We start from the raw sequence: 16,089 nt of genomic DNA on the forward strand, positions 1-16,089 counted from the left end.
AGAAAACTATGAGCTATGCATTTCCGGGTACCTTCCCTGGTCGCCGTATGCGCCGTGTGCGCCGTCACGATTTCAGCCGCCGCCTGGTGGCCGAGAACCAACTGACGGTTAACGACCTGATTTATCCGGTATTTGTCATGGAAGGCAGTAACCGTCAGGAAGCGGTGGCATCGATGCCCGGCGTATCGCGCATGAGCATCGATCTGCTGATCAAAGAAGCGGAAGCCATCGCCAAGCTTGGCGTGCCGGTGATCTCCCTGTTCCCGGTGATTGAACCTGGCCTGAAGTCACTGCATGCGGAAGAAGCTTATAACCCGGAAGGTCTGGTACAGCGTACGGTGCGTGCACTGAAAGACGCGGTGCCTGAGCTGGGTATTCTGACGGACGTGGCGCTCGATCCCTACACCACTCACGGTCAGGACGGCGTTATCGACGAACAAGGTTATGTCATTAACGACATCACCAAAGAGATCTTGGTTCGCCAGGCGCTGTCTCACGCGGAAGCCGGAGCAGAGATCGTGGCACCGAGTGACATGATGGACGGCCGTATCGGCGCGATCCGCGATCGCCTGGAACATCAGGGCCTGGTGAATACTCAAATCATGGCTTACTCCGCCAAATATGCGTCTTGCTACTATGGCCCGTTCCGCGATGCGCTCGGTTCCAGCGGTAATCTGAAAGGCGGCAACAAGAAAACCTATCAGATGGACCCGGCCAACAGCGACGAAGCGCTGCAGGAGATCGCACAGGATCTGCAGGAAGGCGCGGATATGGTGATGGTGAAGCCAGGTATGCCGTATCTCGATGTAGTGCGTCGGGTGAAGGATACCTTTGGCGTGCCGACTTTCGCCTATCAGGTTTCCGGTGAGTATGCGATGCACATGGCGGCGATTCAAAACGGTTGGTTGCAGGAGCAACCGGCGGTGATGGAATCGCTGATGTGCTTTAAGCGTGCGGGCGCCGATGGCGTACTGACCTACTTCGCCAAGCGAGTCGCTCAGTGGATGCATGACGAAGCGATGCAGCGCTAAGGCGTAAGTCATCTATGTAAAAGGCGCCCTGGGCGCCTTTTTGCATTACAGCTTTTGGAATTGCCGGTTATCCACGCTTTGGCTGACCTGCTTGTTGATCAGATTCAGCAGCAGCATCGAACGGGCTTCGCCGTCCGGCTCGGTGTAAATTGCCTTCAGCCCTTCGAACACGCCATCGACGATTAACACGCTATCACCCGGCTGTGGCGTTTCCGGATCGACGTAGGTTTCACCGGTATGCGTCTGCAGCTCTTCGATGACTTTCTGCGGGATAGTGGTCGGCGTTGAACCAAAGCGTACAAAGTGGCTGACACCACGAGTTGCACTGATGGTTGTGGTGTGGATGCGCTCCGGATCGAACTTCACAAACAGGTAGTTCGGAAACAGGGGTTCGCTGACCGCAATGCGTTTACCGCGTACGATCTTTTCCAGCGTTATGATCGGACTCAGGCAGTTCACTTCCTGCCGTTCCAAATGGTCCTGCGCCCGTAAAAGTTGGCCGCGCTTGCAATACAGTAGGTACCAAGATTCCATAATTTCACATGCCTTTCTGTCAGCCGGTAAGCATATCAAAAGCCATTACGGATACATAGTGATGCAAGTTTCAGCATGTAACGGTTGCTATCTGCATGAATCGTTGGCAATTAGCGAGGGGTCACACACTTATTCGCACGGCTTGGGTATAACAGAGGGCTAAAAATTTGTTACCGTCGGAGTATGCCTTGTGCTGCTTTCGTCGGGTGTGACGTTATTCATCGTTTTCGATTGAGGGGGAAAAATGGAGTTATTTTTGTTGAGCAACGGCAAGCTGTCCGGTGAGGATGAGCTGCTGGGTTATGCCAAGAGCCACTTGCTGGCGATGATCGCGCGCCGTGGCATTACGTCCGCCGTATTTATCCCCTATGCCATGATCCGCAGCGATTACGATCAGCGTGCACAGGAACTGGCGAAAATTCTCGGCATCAAGGTCACCAGTATTCACCACGCCGACTCTCCCGTGGCGGCGATTGAACAGGCAGAATGCATTTTGGTCAGCGGCGGCAATACCTGGATGCTGAACCAGATGCTGCATGAAAACGGGCTAATCGTCCCGATTCAACGGGCGGTTCGTGAACGTAGCGTGCCCTACGTGGGGTGGAGCGCCGGGTGTAACGTTGCCACACCAAGTATTCGCACCACCAATGACATGCCGGTGCGTAACAGCGTCGTACTGCCAGCGCTGAGCCTGTTCCCGGTGCAGATTAACCCACATTACATCGACGCCCATATTAGCGGCCACATGGGGGAAACCCGTGATGAACGCCTGGCCGAGTTCTGCGCGGTTAACCCGAGCGAATCCGTGGTGGCGCTGCGCGAGGGCAGCCTGTTGCACGTTGAGGGTAATGATCTGCGTTACTTTAGCGCCAGAGATCAAGGTTTCAAGGTGTTCCGCCACGGTGTGGAAACTCAGGAATATCGCGATACCCGGGCATTGCGTCCGCTGGTGCCCTTTACCTGCCACTAACGCCGACGATGTCTTTACCGGTGTTTAACAAAAGTGCAGCAACAACTGTGAAGAGGGCTTATAATGCCCTCCTCACTGGCCGTTATAATGATCAGCATGAAATACCGTGACTTACGCGATTTCCTCTCGTTGCTGGAAAAGAGAGGGGAACTAAAACGCATCAGCCAGCCGATTGATCCCTATCTGGAAATGACAGAAATTGCCGATCGTACTTTACGTGCGGGCGGCCCGGCACTGCTGTTCGAAAACCCTAAAGGGTACGATATGCCGGTGTTGTGCAATCTGTTCGGTACCGCCAACCGCGTTGCGATGGGCATGGGCCAGGAAGATGTCAGCTCGTTGCGCGAGGTCGGCAAGTTGCTGGCGTTCCTGAAAGAGCCAGAGCCGCCGAAGGGCTTTCGCGATCTGTTCGACAAACTGCCGAAGTTCAAACAAGTGTTGAACATGCCGACCAAGGTGTTGGGTTCAGCCCCTTGTCAGGAACAAGTATGGCAGGGCGATGACGTTGATCTCAGCCGTATCCCGGTGATGCACTGCTGGCCGGAAGACGCTGCGCCGCTGATCACCTGGGGGCTGACGGTAACCCGCGGGCCGCAAAAAGAGCGCCAGAATCTGGGCATCTATCGCCAGCAGGTGCTGAGCAAAAATAAAGTGATCATGCGTTGGCTGTCCCACCGTGGCGGTGCGTTGGATTATCAGGAATGGTGTCAGGCGCATCCCGGTGAGCGTTTCCCGGTTGCGGTGGCATTAGGCGCGGATCCCGCCACTATCCTCGGCGCGGTGACGCCGGTACCGGATACCCTGTCTGAATATGCTTTTGCCGGGCTGCTGCGCGGCAACAAAACCGAAGTGGTCAAGTGCCTCTCCTGCGATTTGGAAGTGCCGGCCAGCGCGGAAATCGTGTTGGAAGGCTACATTGAACCGGGTGAAATGGCGCCGGAAGGCCCGTATGGCGATCACACCGGTTACTACAACGAGATCGACCACTTCCCGGTATTTACCATCACTCACATCACCCAGCGTCGCGATGCCATTTACCACTCGACCTACACCGGCCGTCCGCCGGATGAGCCTGCGGTGCTGGGCGTGGCGCTGAACGAAGTCTTCGTTCCCATTCTGCAAAAGCAGTTCCCGGAAATTGTCGACTTCTATCTGCCGCCCGAAGGCTGTTCTTATCGTCTGGCGGTGGTGACGATCAAGAAACAGTATGCTGGTCATGCTAAACGCGTAATGATGGGCGTCTGGTCGTTCCTGCGTCAATTTATGTACACCAAGTTTGTTATCGTCTGCGACGATGACGTCAATGCGCGTGACTGGAATGATGTGATTTGGGCGATTACCACCAGAATGGATCCGGCAAGGGATACCGTGATGGTGGAGAATACGCCGATCGATTATCTGGACTTCGCCTCACCGGTTTCCGGTTTGGGTTCGAAGATGGGGCTGGATGCCACCAATAAATGGCCGGGTGAAACCGAGCGCGAATGGGGCCGTCCGATTGAGATGGATGAAAAGGTGCGTGCGCGCATCGATGACATCTGGGATGAGCTCGCAATTTTCAGTGACAGAGAACCGACATTATAATGTACCCAAAATAATTGGAGTTGCATTGCGGCGGCAACGCAGCGCACCCCAAGAGCTTACTTGAGTAAGTGACTGGGGTAAGCGAGAAAAGCCAACAAAGATGCAGCTTCAAATATGAAGGGTATGTCAGGCTCTGTTCTCAGTTTTGCATTGATGACCCGACAGAGGGAACGCATGACAATATTGAGCTGTAAAGTGACCTCCGTAGAGGCCATTACCGATACGGTTTACCGGGTACGTTTGGTGCCAGAGGCGCCGTTTTCTTTCAAGGCAGGGCAGTATCTGATGGTGGTGATGGATGAGCGCGACAAGCGTCCGTTCTCGCTGGCATCGACCCCGACAGAGCAGGATTATATTGAACTGCATATCGGTGCTTCGGAACTGAATCTGTACGCCATGGCAGTGATGGATCGCATTCTGAAAGAGCAGGCGATTACCGTTGATATTCCGCACGGTGACGCCTGGCTGCGTGAAGAGGGCAGCCGTCCACTAGTGTTGATCGCCGGCGGCACCGGCTTCTCATATGCGCGCTCGATTCTGTTGGCCGCACTCGAGCAGCAGCCTGACCGCGATATCTCTATCTATTGGGGCGGGCGCGAGCTCAAGCACCTGTATGATTTGAGCGAGCTGGAAGCGCTGTCAGTACAGCATCCGAACCTGAAAGTCATTCCGGTGGTTGAACAGCCGGAAGAAGAGTGGCGTGGCCGCAGCGGCACGGTGCTCAGTGCGGTATTGCAGGATTTCGGTACGCTGGCGGAGCACGACATTTATATTGCCGGTCGTTTCGAGATGGCGAAAATCGCTCGTGAACGCTTCTGTGCCGAACGTGGCGCGCTGGAAGCGCACATGTTTGGCGACGCCTTCTCGTTTATCTAAGCGGCGAAGTGGGTAAAAATGGGGTGGCCAATGGCTGCCCTTTTTTATTGGCCGTCTGCGGATTTCAGGCATAAAAAAACCCGCCCCTGACAGGCGGGAAGTACGGCAACTAAACTTGTTGGCGTGCTGCGGTTTAAAGTGTGACGCAGTCAGGCCAAATAGACACAGCTAAACGCGTTCAAAGACGGTGGCAATCCCCTGGCCCAGGCCAATACACATGGTCGCCAGACCGAACTGCACATCGCGGCGTTCCATGTTGTTCAGCAGGGTGGTAGAGATGCGGGAGCCCGAGCAACCCAGCGGGTGACCCAGCGCAATGGCGCCGCCGTTCAGGTTGATCTTGTCATCGATGCTGTCCAATAGGCCCAGATCCTTGATGCATGGCAATGACTGTGCAGCAAAGGCTTCGTTCAGTTCGAACAGGTCGATGTCCTGCACGGTCAGTCCGGCGCGCTTCAACGCCAGCTTGCTGGCAGGCACCGGGCCGTAGCCCATAATGGACGGATCGCAGCCGACGACCGCCATTGAGCGAATGCGTGCACGGGCTTTCAGACCGAGCGCTTTGGCACGAGATTCACTCATCAGCAGCATGGCGGATGCCCCGTCGGACAAGGCCGAAGAGGTGCCGGCGGTCACAGTGCCGTTGACCGGATCGAATGCCGGGCGCAGTGCCGCAAGGCTTTCAACGGTGGTTTCCGGGCGGATCACTTCGTCGAAGTCATAACGGGTCAGCACACCGTCGGCGTCGTGGCCGGTGGTGGGAATAATTTCATTCTTGAAGTAGCCGGCCAGGGTGGCGGCATGCGCACGTTGGTGCGAACGCGCGGCGAACTCGTCCTGCATCTGACGGCTGATATTGTGTATCTTGGCCAGCATCTCGGCGGTCAGGCCCATCATGCCGGCGGCTTTTGCCACGCTGCGGCTGAGCCCCGGGTGGAAATCCACGCCGTGGTTCATCGGCACGTGGCCCATATGTTCGACGCCGCCAATCAGGCTGACGTGCGCGTCGCCGACCATAATGGCGCGCGCTGCATCGTGCAGCGCCTGCATGGAGGAGCCGCATAACCGGTTGACGGTTACGGCCGGTACGCTATGCGGGATCTCTGCCAGCAGCGAAGCGTTACGGGCGATGTTAAAGCCCTGCTCCAGCGTCTGTTGCACACAACCCCAGTAAATGTCGTCAATTTCGGCTGCGTCCAACGCCGAATTGCGGCTCAGTACGGCACGCATCAGGTGAGCGGAAAGATCTTCGGCTCGTACCTGGCGGAAGGCTCCGCCCTTGGAGCGGCCCATCGGCGTGCGTACGGCATCAACAATAACTACGTTTTCCATCTTTATGACCTCATGCCGGTTGGCCAGTGGAGACATCGGACAGCGGCGCTGCCACCGGGTAGTAGCTTTCATTACGTTCGGCTTTGGCGCGCAGGCCGGCAGGCACCTGATACAGAGCGCCAAGATGCGCGTAACGCTGAGCCAGTTCGACGTAATGGGTGGTGCCAAGCGTATCCAGGTAGCGGAATACCCCTCCGTGGAACGGCGGGAAACCGATGCCGTAGACCAGTGCCATATCGGCCTCGGCCGGGCTGGCGATGATGTTTTCTTCCAGACAACGCACCACTTCATTGATCATCGGGATCATCATGCGGGCAATGATTTCTTCGTCACTGACGGTTTGACGTGGCTGGCTGACGGTCGCCAACAGGGCATCGGTTTGCTCATCGTTGTCTTTACGCGGCTTGCCTTTGTTGTCCTGGCTGTAGCGATAGAAGCCCAACTGATTTTTCTGACCGAAACGCTGGTTATCGAACATCACGTCGATAGCGTCACGGTAATCTTTGCCCATACGCTCAGGGAAACCGGAAGCCATCACTGCCTGGGCATGGTGCGCGGTATCAATCCCCACCACGTCGAGCAGATAAGCCGGGCCCATTGGCCAGCCAAACTGTTTTTCCATCACTTTGTCGATCTGACGGAAATCCGCGCCGTCGCGCAGCAGCAGGCTAAAACCGGCGAAATACGGGAACAGCACGCGGTTGACGAAGAACCCCGGGCAGTCATTCACCACAATCGGCGTTTTACCCATGCGACTGGCGTAGGCCACCACCGCAGCAATAGTGCTGTCGCTGGTCTGCTCGCCGCGGATGATTTCTACCAGCGGCATACGGTGTACCGGGTTAAAGAAATGCATGCCGCAGAAATTCTGCGGACGTTTCAGCGATTTCGCCAGGTGATTAATCGGAATGGTCGACGTATTGGAGGCCAGGACGGTATCCTCGCCAATCAGGCCTTCCACTTCGGACAGCACTGCCGCCTTGATCTTAGGATTCTCGACCACGGCTTCGACGATGACCTGTGCGCGCTCGATACCGGCATAGTCCAGCGTTGGCTGAATGGTCGACAGCACCTGGGCCATCTTCATGCCATCCAACTTGCCGCGCTCCAGTTGCTTGTTCAGCAGCTTGGCGGCTTCATTCATGCCGAGCGTCAGGGATTTGTCGCTGATGTCTTTCATGATCACCGGCACGCCTTTCAGCGCGGACTGGTAGGCGATGCCGCCACCCATGATACCGGCCCCCAACACAGCAGCTTGCTTCGGTGCTTCAGCATTCAACGCCCGCTTCTTCGCCTGGCTTTTCACAAACTGATCGTTGAGGAAAATGCCGACCAGGGCGCGCGCCTCTTTGGATCGGGCCAATGGCACAAAGCTGGCGGTTTCCAATTTCAACGCTTCATCGCGACCCAGCTTGGCAGCGGCCTCAATGGTTTTGACCGCGGTCATCGGTGCCGGGTAATGTTTGCCCGCGGTTTGCATCACCATGCCTTTGGCGGTGGTGAAACTCATGGCGGCTTCGATTGGGCTAAGCTTCAATGGCTCGAGCTTTGGCTGACGATAAGCGCGCCAATCCAGTTTGCCGTCGATCGCCTGTTGCAGCATTTTCAGCGCGGCATCGACCAATTTTTCCGGGGCAACCACTGCATCTACCAGGCCAACCTTCAGTGCGTCTTTGGCGCTGACGTCTTTACCGGCGGCGATGATCTCCAGTGCGCTGTCGTTACCCAACAGGCGTGGTAAACGTACGGAACCGCCGAAACCAGGCATGATGCCCAGTTTGGTTTCCGGCAGGCCAATGCGTGCATCCGGTGAAGCGACGCGGAAGTCTGTAGCCAAAATGCATTCGCAACCGCCGCCGAGCGCATAGCCGTTAATGGCCGAAATGGTCGGTACCGGCAGATCTTCCAACCGGTTAAAGATGCTATTGGCAAAGACCAGCCATTCCTGCAGTTTTTCTGCTGGAGCCGCAAATAAAGAAAGGAACTCGGTGATATCGGCGCCGACAATAAAGGCGGCTTTCGTGGAACGCAGCAGTAGGCCTTTCAGCTCGGTCTGCTTTTCCAAAACCGTGAGCGCTTCGCCCAGGCTGGCAACGGTGCGGGTATCCAGCTTGTTTACAGAACCTGGGGCATTGAACACCAGCTCGGCGATGCCGTTGTCGAGCCAGTGCAGTTGTAATGTTTCGCCTTGGTAGAGCATGTCTATCTCCTGAATCAGCGTTTGATCTGGTATGACCAGATGATGAGGAGTGTGGTTTTTATGTTAACAATATGCAAATAAGAGATTGCATTTTTGCAGGGCGGATCACATGACTCTGGGTTAATATTTTGATTTAAAACGAAGTTATATTTTATGTCTTATGGTGATTTGCTGGTGTGGGAAACCCCTCATACACTTGCCGGAGCGAAGCGCTAAATACCCAGAGGTGCGAAATGAGTAAAGCGGTATGTGCAAAACAGAGTGGGTTTTGGAGTCTTCCCGCCAGAACCATGACGCTGGCCTGCTTGCTGGTCTTCATGGCGCAGATGGCAACAACGGTGTATCTGCCTTCGTTGCCGACGGTGATGCAGGAATTGTCGATGACGCGCCGCGCCACCGAGCTATCGATATCAATATTCGTCATTGGCGCCGCGCTACCGGTGCTGTTCTGGGGCGCGGCAGCCGATCGCTTTGGGCGGCGCCTGCCGCTGACGTTGTCGTTGGCGTTGTTTATCAGTTGCAGCGCGCTGCTGGCGTTTTGCAGCAATGGCACCCAATTATTGGTGCTGAGGGCACTGCAGGGCATTGCCGCCGGGGGCGCAGCGATCATCGCACGCATTATTGTTCGCGATAACTGGAGCGGCGACGAGCTGGCACGACGCCTTTCGGTATTGTCGATTGCCTTTATCGCCGCGTTGGGCGGTGGGCAGTTTATCGGTGGGTTGCTGAGCCAATATTCGCACTGGCAAATGGGCTTTGTACTGATGGGGCTGACCGGGCTGGCGATCCTGCTGCTTATGCAGACGCTGCCGTTGGAAGCTGGCAGGGGGGCGCGGCCTCGTCCGCCGATGGCCACGGCCTATTGGCGCATTTTGCGTCGACCGGGATTTTTCTGGCCGGCATGCGTCGGTGGATTAGGGTTCGCTACTACGGTAACCCTGCAAGAGGTGAGCCCGTTTATTATGCAGCAGGGGTTTGGTCTGAACGTGACGGCCTTTGGGGCACTAGGATTGGTGATCGGCGTAGCTTACTTTACCGGGGCGATGGCGGTGAATCGGACGGTGGCGCGTTTCGGCGGCAAACGGCTAATGCAGGTAGGAGTGAGTATTGTCGCTATGACGACCGTCGCGATCATGCTGCTGTGGTGGAGCGGTGTGCTGGTGGGGCTTTCCGGCATGGCGTTATTCATTGTGCTGTACTGCCTGACGATTTTTGGCCAGGCGGTATTGTTCCCTAACAGTATGGCGATGGCCGTCAGCGATGCCAAAGAGCAGGGTGCCTATGCCATGGCGTTGTGTGGGTTTCTGCAGCAGTGCCTGGCGGGTATCGCTGCGGCCGGTGCCGTTTTGCTTGAGCATCACGGTCTGTGGGCCGCCGCGATCGCCTCGTCAGGTTTTATCGCCTGGTTAATTGTTAAGCTGCGGATGTAACGACATTTACAGTGATTTGCGAAGCGCCCCGCATGCCAGAGGCGATGAGGTTGGTACGCAGGAACGGTGTGCTAAGATGAGGCATTCCGTTCTAATGGTATGTAAAAGGGTATTGTGATGGAAACACTGGCTTCTTTGTATAACGACCACCTGACAGAACTGCAAAAACGGGCGCGTGAAGTGTTAACGCGCAACAAACTGGACGCGTTGCTGATTCACTCAGGGGAACTGCAGCGGATATTCCAGGACGACCGCAGTTATCCGTTCAAAGTGAATGCGCATTTTAAAGCCTGGGTACCGGTGACTTTGGTTCCAAACTGCTGGCTGTGGGTGGACGGCGTTAACAAACCGAAGCTGTGGTTCTATTCGCCGGTCGATTACTGGCATAGCGTTGAGCCGCTGCCGGACAGTTTCTGGACCAAATCTGTTGAACTGATACCGCTGGCCAATGCTGACGATATCGCTCAGCAGCTGCCAGCCCAGCGTGAGCGCGTGGGCTATATCGGTTATGCGCAACAGCGCGCTCGCGATCTCGGTATTTCGGCAGAGAACGTTAACCCTAAAGCGGTGCTGAACTACTTCGACTTCCATCGCTCAATCAAAACCGGCTACGAGCTGGCCTGCATGCGTGAAGCGCAGAAGACCGCGGTTATGGGGCATCGTGCTGCCCACGAAGCTTTCCTGTCAGGCATGAGTGAGTTTGATATCAACCTGGCTTATCTCACGGCGACAGGCCATCGCGATACCGATGTGCCTTACGACAATATCGTTGCGCTGAATGAGCATGCGTCGGTACTGCATTACACCACGCTGGATCACCAACCGCCGGCTGAAATGCTGAGCTTCTTGATCGATGCTGGTGCGGAATATAACGGCTATGCGGCCGACCTGACTCGTACTTATGCTGGCCAGAGCGGCAGCGATTTCGCCCAGTTGGTTAAAGATCTTAATAACGAGCAGTTGGCGCTGATGGAAACCATCAAAGCCGGTGTGCGTTACACCGATTACCATGTGCAGATGCACCAGCGCATCGCCAAATTGCTTAAAAGCCACAAACTGGTGAGCGGTATCAGCGAAGAAGCCATGGTGGAACAAGGGCTTACCACGCCATTCCTGCCGCACGGTTTGGGCCACCCTCTGGGCCTGCAGGTACACGACTCAGCCGGTTTTATGCAGGATGAACAAGGTACCCACCTGGCGGCGCCATCGAAATATCCATACCTGCGCTGCACCCGCGTATTACAACCTGGCATGGTGTTGACCATTGAACCTGGCCTCTACTTTATTGAATCCCTGCTGGCACCGTGGCGCAGCGGCGAATTCAGCCAACACTTTGCCTGGGATCGTATCGATGCGCTAAAACCTTATGGTGGTATCCGTATTGAAGACAATATCGTGATCCATGAAAAGCGCATTGAGAACATGACGCGCGACCTGAACCTGGCCTGATGCAGCCTTATCCGATCCCCGCAGGCCCCATTAGCGTCAGCGAGGAAATCAAGAAGAGCCGTTTTATCACCCTGCTGGCGCCGACCAGCGGGGTTGATGCGGCCAAGGCGTTTATTCAGCAGGTACGTGATGAGCACCCGGCAGCGCGGCACCATTGCTGGGCATTTGTCGCCGGGCCGCCGACCGATTCTCAGCAATTAGGCTTCTCAGATGACGGGGAGCCCTCCGGCACGGCGGGTAAACCTATCCTTGCGCAGCTTATGGGTAGTGGCATAGGCGAAATCACCGCCGTAGTGGTACGTTACTACGGCGGTATCAAGTTGGGCACCGGCGGTTTGGTAAGAGCCTACGGCAGCGGGGTGCAGCAGGCATTAAAACAGTTGGCCGTAAGCTACAAGATCCCGCAGGCCGAATATACTTTGCAATGCGACTATGCTCAGTTGGCACTGGTAGAGAATCTGTTGCAGCAAACAGAAGGGCGGATTGTACAGGGGGAATATGGTGCCTCCGTCGTGCTGCATCTGGCTTTACCGGTCACCGGCGTTGAGGCGTTCGGGAATAAATTACGTGATCTCAGTCGCGGTAATTTGCAATTAACCCCCATTTCGCAATAATTCCCCCCAACTGAATTGCTAAGGATCGTGCTGAAATGCATTTTCGCGCTATTACCCGTATCGTGGGTTTGTTGGTCATCCTGTTCTCCGGGACGATGTTTATTCCTGGTCTGGTGGCATTGATATACCGCGATGGGGCAGGGCGGGCGTTCAGCCAGACCTTCTTTGTGGCGGTGACCATTGGCCTGATGCTGTGGTGGCCTAACCGTAAACAAAAGCACGAGTTGAAGCCGCGGGAAGGCTTTTTGATCGTGGTGCTGTTCTGGACGGTGCTGGGCAGCGTCGGGGCATTGCCGTTTTTATTTTCGGAGCGGCCTAACCTGTCGCTGACCGATGCCTTCTTCGAGTCGTTTTCCGGTTTGACCACCACGGGGGCGACAACCTTGGTGGGGTTGGACTCGTTACCCAAAGCCATCTTGTTCTATCGGCAGATGCTGCAATGGATGGGCGGGATGGGGATCATTGTGTTGGCCGTAGCGATACTGCCGATCCTCGGTGTCGGGGGGATGCAGTTGTACCGGGCAGAAATGCCGGGTCCACTGAAAGATAACAAAATGCGTCCGCGCATTGCCGAAACGGCTAAAACCCTGTGGCTGATTTATGTTCTGCTGACCATTGCCTGCGCGTTGGCGCTCTGGGGGGCAGGCATGTCGATGTTCGACGCCATAGGACACAGCTTCTCGACCATCGCCATTGGCGGCTTCTCTACCCACGATGCCAGCATCGGTTACTACGCCAGTCCCACCATCAACACCATTATTGCTATTTTCCTGCTGATCTCCGGTTGTAACTACGGCCTGCACTTTGCCTTGTTGAGCGGGCGCAGCCTGAAAGTGTACTGGCGTGATCCTGAGTTTCGCATGTTTATCGCCGTCCAGTTGACGCTGGTGGTGGTCTGCACTGGCGTACTCTGGGGGCATGGTGTTTACAAAACCGGTATGGAAACGCTCAATCAGGCATTCTTCCAGGTGGTGTCGATGGCGACGACGGCGGGCTTTACTACCGACAGCATTTCCAAATGGCCGTTATTCTTGCCGATGTTGCTGCTTTGCTCTGCCTTTATCGGTGGCTGTGCCGGTTCGACGGGGGGCGGCCTGAAAGTGATCCGTATTCTGTTGCTCTATTTGCAGGGCTCGCGTGAGCTAAAAAGGCTGGTGCACCCTAACGCGGTTTACACGATAAAATTGGGTAACCGCGCACTGCCGGAACGGATCCTGGAGGCGGTATGGGGATTCTTCTCGGCTTATGCGTTGGTCTTTATCGTCAGCATGCTGGCCATTATCGCAACCGGTGTGGATGATTTCTCTGCCTTCGCTGCTGTGACGGCGACGCTGAACAACCTGGGGCCGGGGTTGGGGGTGGTGGCGGATAACTTTACTACCATGCCTGCACCGGCAAAGTGGATCCTGGTTCTGACGATGCTGTTCGGTCGTCTTGAGGTCTTTACACTGCTGGTTCTGTTTACGCCGACGTTCTGGCGCGAATGACCTTGATAAAAGGAGTAACGCCGTGAAGGCACTGATTCTTTATTCTAGCCGTGATGGGCAAACACGTTCTATCGCCTCTTATATAGCAAACAAACTGCAGGATACGCTGCGCTGCGATGTGATCGATTTGCTGCAGGCGGATAATATTGACCTCACGCAGTATCAGCAGGTATTGATTGGCGCATCGGTGCGTTATGGTCATTTCCATCCGACATTGGGAAAGTTCGTCAAACGCCACGCTGAACAATTGAACCGGATGCCGAGCGCATTCTTTAGCGTCAACCTGACCGCCCGTAAAGCGGACAAACGTTCCCCGCAGACCAATGCTTATACCCGCAAGTTCCTGCTGGCGTCGCCTTGGCAGCCAAAACAGTGCGCCGTGTTTGCCGGCGCACTGCGTTATCCACGTTATCGCTGGCTCGATCGCGTAATGATTCAACTTATTATGCGTATGACCGGTGGCGAAACAGACAGCAGTAAAGAAGTGGAATACACCGATTGGCAGCAAGTGGAACGTTTTGCCCAGGAGTTTGGCCATATTCAGTATGAAAAGTGACGAAAACGCTGGCTTGTTCAGCGTTTTGTCGAAAAATACCGCGCTTGAAAAGTTTTTTGCATTTAGGGGTTGCGGCCTTCTGAGAACTCCCTATAATGCGCCTCCACTGACCGGGAACAACGACTCCTCTAACGAGAACCAGTCGCCCAGCCAGAAAGATTCAAGCCGGTGAAAACACCGTTTCTTAATAAGAAAAAAGCTTGACTCTTCAGGTGAAAAGCGTAATATACGCCACCTCGAGTTAGCAACCTAACTCACTGCTCTTTAACAATTTATCAGACAATCTGTGTGGGCACTCCACAAGACGATATCCAGAACCTTCGGGTTCAAAAAAATATCAAGTCTTGAAGAGTGACCAAGCAGTAATTCATTTAGTTGAATTATTACGAAAGTTAATTTTCGAGCATCGCTTCACGAGTTGAAGCAAATCAAGCTTTTAATTGAAGAGTTTGATCATGGCTCAGATTGAACGCTGGCGGCAGGCCTAACACATGCAAGTCGAGCGGTAGCACAGGAGAGCTTGCTCTCTGGGTGACGAGCGGCGGACGGGTGAGTAATGTCTGGGAAACTGCCTGATGGAGGGGGATAACTACTGGAAACGGTAGCTAATACCGCATAACGTCTTCGGACCAAAGTGGGGGACCTTCGGGCCTCATGCCATCAGATGTGCCCAGATGGGATTAGCTAGTAGGTGGGGTAATGGCTCACCTAGGCGACGATCCCTAGCTGGTCTGAGAGGATGACCAGCCACACTGGAACTGAGACACGGTCCAGACTCCTACGGGAGGCAGCAGTGGGGAATATTGCACAATGGGCGCAAGCCTGATGCAGCCATGCCGCGTGTGTGAAGAAGGCCTTCGGGTTGTAAAGCACTTTCAGCGAGGAGGAAGGGTAGTGTGTTAATAGCACATTGCATTGACGTTACTCGCAGAAGAAGCACCGGCTAACTCCGTGCCAGCAGCCGCGGTAATACGGAGGGTGCAAGCGTTAATCGGAATTACTGGGCGTAAAGCGCACGCAGGCGGTTTGTTAAGTCAGATGTGAAATCCCCGCGCTTAACGTGGGAACTGCATTTGAAACTGGCAAGCTAGAGTCTTGTAGAGGGGGGTAGAATTCCAGGTGTAGCGGTGAAATGCGTAGAGATCTGGAGGAATACCGGTGGCGAAGGCGGCCCCCTGGACAAAGACTGACGCTCAGGTGCGAAAGCGTGGGGAGCAAACAGGATTAGATACCCTGGTAGTCCACGCTGTAAACGATGTCGACTTGGAGGTTGTGCCCTTGAGGCGTGGCTTCCGGAGCTAACGCGTTAAGTCGACCGCCTGGGGAGTACGGCCGCAAGGTTAAAACTCAAATGAATTGACGGGGGCCCGCACAAGCGGTGGAGCATGTGGTTTAATTCGATGCAACGCGAAGAACCTTACCTACTCTTGACATCCAGAGAATTCGCTAGAGATAGCTTAGTGCCTTCGGGAACTCTGAGACAGGTGCTGCATGGCTGTCGTCAGCTCGTGTTGTGAAATGTTGGGTTAAGTCCCGCAACGAGCGCAACCCTTATCCTTTGTTGCCAGCACGTAATGGTGGGAACTCAAAGGAGACTGCCGGTGATAAACCGGAGGAAGGTGGGGATGACGTCAAGTCATCATGGCCCTTACGAGTAGGGCTACACACGTGCTACAATGGCGTATACAAAGAGAAGCGAACTCGCGAGAGCAAGCGGACCTCATAAAGTACGTCGTAGTCCGGATCGGAGTCTGCAACTCGACTCCGTGAAGTCGGAATCGCTAGTAATCGTAGATCAGAATGCTACGGTGAATACGTTCCCGGGCCTTGTACACACCGCCCGTCACACCATGGGAGTGGGTTGCAAAAGAAGTAGGTAGCTTAACCTTCGGGAGGGCGCTTACCACTTTGTGATTCATGACTGGGGTGAAGTCGTAACAAGGTAACCGTAGGGGAACCTGCGGTTGGATCACCTCCTTACCTAATGATATTGATTCGCGTGAAGTGCTCACACAGATTGTCTGAT

Annotated in this window: 12 protein-coding genes and 1 rRNA gene; 10 read left to right on the forward strand and 3 right to left on the reverse strand. The window is 55.1% G+C overall.

All coding sequences use genetic code 11. The features are described 5' to 3' along the window. The first annotated feature begins 8 nt into the window (after window positions 1–8). Entirely contained in the window at window positions 9–1,031 is a 1,023-nt protein-coding gene (gene hemB / locus NR114_RS16200) for a porphobilinogen synthase (protein WP_020824846.1), read from the forward strand. 45 nt (window positions 1,032–1,076) lie between these two features. Here the strand turns inward: hemB and rfaH are convergent, their stop codons facing one another. Then, complete coding sequence (rfaH, locus tag NR114_RS16205) at window positions 1,077–1,565, reverse strand: transcription/translation regulatory transformer protein RfaH (protein WP_020824847.1); 489 nt, start codon at window positions 1,563–1,565, stop codon at window positions 1,077–1,079. A gap of 244 nt (window positions 1,566–1,809) precedes the next feature. On the opposite strand from rfaH, the gene pepE reads away from it, so the two are divergent. From pepE to fre, 3 genes are all read left to right on the forward strand, one after another. Next, complete coding sequence (gene pepE / locus NR114_RS16210; RefSeq protein ID WP_234530483.1) at window positions 1,810–2,535, forward strand: dipeptidase PepE; 726 nt, start codon at window positions 1,810–1,812, stop codon at window positions 2,533–2,535. Window positions 2,536–2,598: 63 nt separating this feature from the next. Continuing rightward, window positions 2,599–4,119, forward strand: a complete 1,521-nt coding sequence (gene ubiD / locus NR114_RS16215; RefSeq protein ID WP_020824849.1) for a 4-hydroxy-3-polyprenylbenzoate decarboxylase — start codon at window positions 2,599–2,601, stop codon at window positions 4,117–4,119. Between the two features lie 174 nt (window positions 4,120–4,293). Continuing rightward, entirely contained in the window at window positions 4,294–4,995 is a 702-nt protein-coding gene (gene fre, locus NR114_RS16220) for an NAD(P)H-flavin reductase (protein WP_020824850.1), read from the forward strand. A 168-nt stretch (window positions 4,996–5,163) separates the two neighbouring features. Here the strand turns inward: fre and fadA are convergent, their stop codons facing one another. Further along, window positions 5,164–6,327, reverse strand: a complete 1,164-nt coding sequence (gene fadA / locus NR114_RS16225) for an acetyl-CoA C-acyltransferase FadA (RefSeq protein ID WP_020824851.1) — start codon at window positions 6,325–6,327, stop codon at window positions 5,164–5,166. A 10-nt stretch (window positions 6,328–6,337) separates the two neighbouring features. Then, complete coding sequence (fadB, locus tag NR114_RS16230; RefSeq protein ID WP_129982543.1) at window positions 6,338–8,527, reverse strand: fatty acid oxidation complex subunit alpha FadB; 2,190 nt, start codon at window positions 8,525–8,527, stop codon at window positions 6,338–6,340. Window positions 8,528–8,760: 233 nt separating this feature from the next. On the opposite strand from fadB, the gene NR114_RS16235 reads away from it, so the two are divergent. From NR114_RS16235 to NR114_RS16260, 6 genes are all read left to right on the forward strand, one after another. Continuing rightward, entirely contained in the window at window positions 8,761–9,957 is a 1,197-nt protein-coding gene (locus NR114_RS16235; protein ID WP_234530965.1) for an MFS transporter, read from the forward strand. Between the two features lie 117 nt (window positions 9,958–10,074). After that, window positions 10,075–11,406: a Xaa-Pro dipeptidase gene (pepQ, locus tag NR114_RS16240; protein WP_234530966.1), complete on the forward strand. Its 1,332-nt coding sequence runs from the start codon at window positions 10,075–10,077 to the stop codon at window positions 11,404–11,406. Continuing rightward, window positions 11,406–12,020, forward strand: coding sequence for an IMPACT family protein (locus tag NR114_RS16245; RefSeq protein ID WP_046374702.1), 615 nt, complete (start codon window positions 11,406–11,408; stop codon window positions 12,018–12,020). Before pepQ ends, NR114_RS16245 begins: the two co-directional genes overlap by 1 nt. A gap of 35 nt (window positions 12,021–12,055) precedes the next feature. Further along, entirely contained in the window at window positions 12,056–13,507 is a 1,452-nt protein-coding gene (gene trkH, locus NR114_RS16250) for a Trk system potassium transporter TrkH (protein WP_020824856.1), read from the forward strand. Between the two features lie 22 nt (window positions 13,508–13,529). Then, a complete protein-coding gene (gene hemG / locus NR114_RS16255; protein ID WP_020824857.1) occupies window positions 13,530–14,063 on the forward strand; it encodes a menaquinone-dependent protoporphyrinogen IX dehydrogenase in 534 nt (177 codons plus the stop codon). A 437-nt stretch (window positions 14,064–14,500) separates the two neighbouring features. Then, a 16S ribosomal RNA gene (locus tag NR114_RS16260) occupies window positions 14,501–16,043 on the forward strand. Window positions 16,044–16,089 lie beyond the last annotated feature (46 nt).

This window comes from Serratia sp. Ser99 (assembly GCF_024519545.1).
GTDB classification, from domain to species: Bacteria; Pseudomonadota; Gammaproteobacteria; order Enterobacterales; family Enterobacteriaceae; genus Serratia; species Serratia liquefaciens.

What these genes read in the sequence shown, in the direction of transcription:
- hemB (WP_020824846.1), top strand. Translation starts at nt 9, where the DNA reads ATGAGCTATGCATTTCCGGGTACCTTCCCTGGTCGCCGTATGCGCCGT.
- rfaH (WP_020824847.1), bottom strand. Translation starts at nt 1,565, where the DNA reads ATGGAATCTTGGTACCTACTGTATTGCAAGCGCGGCCAACTTTTACGG.
- pepE (WP_234530483.1), top strand. Translation starts at nt 1,810, where the DNA reads ATGGAGTTATTTTTGTTGAGCAACGGCAAGCTGTCCGGTGAGGATGAG.
- ubiD (WP_020824849.1), top strand. Translation starts at nt 2,599, where the DNA reads ATGCCCTCCTCACTGGCCGTTATAATGATCAGCATGAAATACCGTGAC.
- fre (WP_020824850.1), top strand. Translation starts at nt 4,294, where the DNA reads ATGACAATATTGAGCTGTAAAGTGACCTCCGTAGAGGCCATTACCGAT.
- fadA (WP_020824851.1), bottom strand. Translation starts at nt 6,327, where the DNA reads ATGGAAAACGTAGTTATTGTTGATGCCGTACGCACGCCGATGGGCCGC.
- fadB (WP_129982543.1), bottom strand. Translation starts at nt 8,527, where the DNA reads ATGCTCTACCAAGGCGAAACATTACAACTGCACTGGCTCGACAACGGC.
- NR114_RS16235 (WP_234530965.1), top strand. Translation starts at nt 8,761, where the DNA reads ATGAGTAAAGCGGTATGTGCAAAACAGAGTGGGTTTTGGAGTCTTCCC.
- pepQ (WP_234530966.1), top strand. Translation starts at nt 10,075, where the DNA reads ATGGAAACACTGGCTTCTTTGTATAACGACCACCTGACAGAACTGCAA.
- NR114_RS16245 (WP_046374702.1), top strand. Translation starts at nt 11,406, where the DNA reads ATGCAGCCTTATCCGATCCCCGCAGGCCCCATTAGCGTCAGCGAGGAA.
- trkH (WP_020824856.1), top strand. Translation starts at nt 12,056, where the DNA reads ATGCATTTTCGCGCTATTACCCGTATCGTGGGTTTGTTGGTCATCCTG.